Source organism: Stenotrophomonas sp. HMWF003, from assembly GCF_003061285.1.
Lineage (GTDB): Bacteria > Pseudomonadota > Gammaproteobacteria > Xanthomonadales > Xanthomonadaceae > Stenotrophomonas > Stenotrophomonas maltophilia_AP.
In genome coordinates, this window is record NZ_QAIW01000398.1 from 1 (window position 1) to 2,476 (window position 2,476).

The following is a 2,476-nucleotide window of genomic DNA, read 5'->3' on the forward strand; positions in this document are numbered from 1 at the left end:
GGCGTCCAGGGCTTGCAGCGCAGGGGATTCGGACATGTTCACTCGATCAGTTTTCACGGTGCGCCCAGTATAGTCGCGGCAGTTTGTGACGCGCCCAGCGGCGATCTCCGATCGATTTGCGACAAAGCGTGATGAACATCACCTAATCAATGGCATTGCTTCACGTGGCTGTACTCGCATCCCGCCGACGCTGGCCGTACGATACAAGGCCTGCCGGTACCCCGGTCGTGAGGTTCAAAGTGCGGACTGTTTCACTGTCCCTGACCGGTGGGGCGACCTACCATCCGGACGCGGGTGCCTGGGGGGCACCGGTATCTGTTGTTTCCATGCTGCATTCTGTGCCTGCGAAGGTGGGGAGCCTTTTCGCATGATCGCCACGCCCACTCCATTGGGGCAGCCGGGTCGTCACCCGGCACTGTTGAAGCTTGCCCGCGAGGCAGCGCTGCCCGCGCTGACCGAGTCGTTCGCGACCGTGCTGGCCCGCTTTGACGACGTTCTGTTCGACCGTGCCGGCACCGCCGGCGCGTCGCAGCTGCTGTTCCTGGATGGCATGCGTGAACTGCGCCGCCGCCGCGAGGACATCGTGGCCGGCTTCCGTAACCACCTGGCCCAGGCCTGGGACGCGCTGGAGCGCGGTGAGCCGGTATCGGCCGAGGCCACGCTGGCCGGCCAGATCGAAGACGGCCTGAGCCTGGTGCCCGAGCATGTGCTGGAGTCGCGGCTGGCGGTGCGCAACTTCGCCACAGTGCTGCTGCGCGACTGGAAGCCGGTGCTGGCGCGGCTGGACCGCCGCCTGGGCTGGATCGCCGGCGGGCTGGAACTGAACGCCGACAGCAACCCGATCAGCCCCGAGCACATCGGCGTGGCCATCCATGAAGCCTTTGCCGACTGTGAACTGGCCCCGGAAGTGCGGCTGGTGCTGATCAAGCTGTGCGAGCGCGACCTGCATGCGCCGATCGGCAAGCGTTACGAGGCGCTGGACGAGCAGCTTGCTGCCGCCGGCGTGATGCCGCAGATGGCTGCACCCCGGCGCCCGGCGCCACGGCCGCCAAGCCCGCGGCACGAGCTGGATGCGCTGGTCGATGCGCTGGACCAGGACGGCCAGATCGGCAATGACGATGCCGCCGCGCCGGCGTGGGCCCGGCGGTTCGCCGACCGCTGGGCCGAAAGCCGCGGACGGATGCAGTCGGCCGGCGCCAGCCAGGCCGCCGGCGAATCGGGCGATACCCTCAGTGGCAACCAGGGCATGCTGCTGGAAGCGCTGCACGAACTGCTGCAGCAGACCCGGCACGTACGCGAAGACGCGACCTCCGCGGCCAGCGTGGCCGTCGGCCAGCAGCGTCCGCTGAGCCAGCGCGAGATGATGTCGGTGCTGTCGCTGCTGCAGGCCACGCCCAGTGCCACCCTGCGCGCGGCGATCGGCGAAGACGGCGAATCGCTGGCGCAGCGCCTCAAGAGTGAAGTGCTGTCGGGTGCCACGCGCCTGGGCGTGGATCCGTCGCAGGCGCGGCTGGACCCGCAGGACGAAGATGCGATCGACCTGGTGGGCATGCTGTTTGACGTGATGCTGGATGAGCGCGACCTGGAAGGCCGCTCGCGCGAGCTGATCGGCAGGCTGGTAGTGCCCTTCGTCAAGGTCGCCATGCTCGACCGCCGCATGTTCGTGCAGAAGACCCACCCCGCGCGCAAGCTGCTCAACTCGCTGGCCGAGGCCTGCGAAGGCAACACCGGCGAGAGCCAGGCCGAGCGCGTGCTGATGGGCAAGGTCGAGGAAATCATCGAACGCCTGGTGGCCGAGTTCAACGAGAACCTGGCGATCTTCCTCACCCTGGAAGAAGAATTCCGCGATTTCCTGGCCCAGCACCGGCGCCGTATCGAAATCGCCGAGCGCCGCGCCGCTGAAACCCAGCGCGGCCAGGAAAAGCTGGAGATGGCGCGCAGCCGCTCGGCCGCCGAGCTGGACCGGCGCATTGCCGATGCGACCCTGCCGCAGGCCATCGGCGAGTTCCTGCGCCAGCCCTGGCAGCACCACCTCACCCTGACCGTGCTGCGCGAAGGCGAGGACGGAGCGTCGGTGGGCGAGGCGCTGGCGCTGGCCGACGGCATGCTGGAAGAAGTGGCCGAAGCGCGCCGGCAGATCGTGGGCAAGCCGTGGCTGCAGGCCTGGCACCCGGCATTGCGCAAGGTGTTTGCCAGTGTCGGCGTGCACGCCGATGCCGCCACCGGGGCGATCGACGCCCTGCACGACACGCTGCAGGCCATTGCCGAATCGCGCCCGGAGCTGGAACGCGCGCTGCCCGAACTGCCCCAGGTGGCGCTGCCCACCCCGCCCGTGCAGGAAAGCGCGGCGGTGGAGCTGGGCGGCAAGGTCGACGTGACCGATTTCGACAACGCCGACGCCGACCGCTTCCGCGGCCTGGAAATTGGCAGCTGGCTGGATTTCGTCGACAAGGACGGCAAGGTGCAGGCCGGCAAG

Annotated in this window: 1 protein-coding gene; it reads left to right on the plus strand. The window is 68.5% G+C overall.

Going from position 1 to position 2,476, the window contains the following annotated elements:
- Nucleotides 1-367 precede the first annotated feature (367 nt).
- Nucleotides 368-2,476, plus strand: a 2,109-nt coding sequence (locus tag DBR34_RS17125) for a DUF1631 domain-containing protein (protein ID WP_146186871.1), incomplete at its 3' end; no start/stop codon positions are given.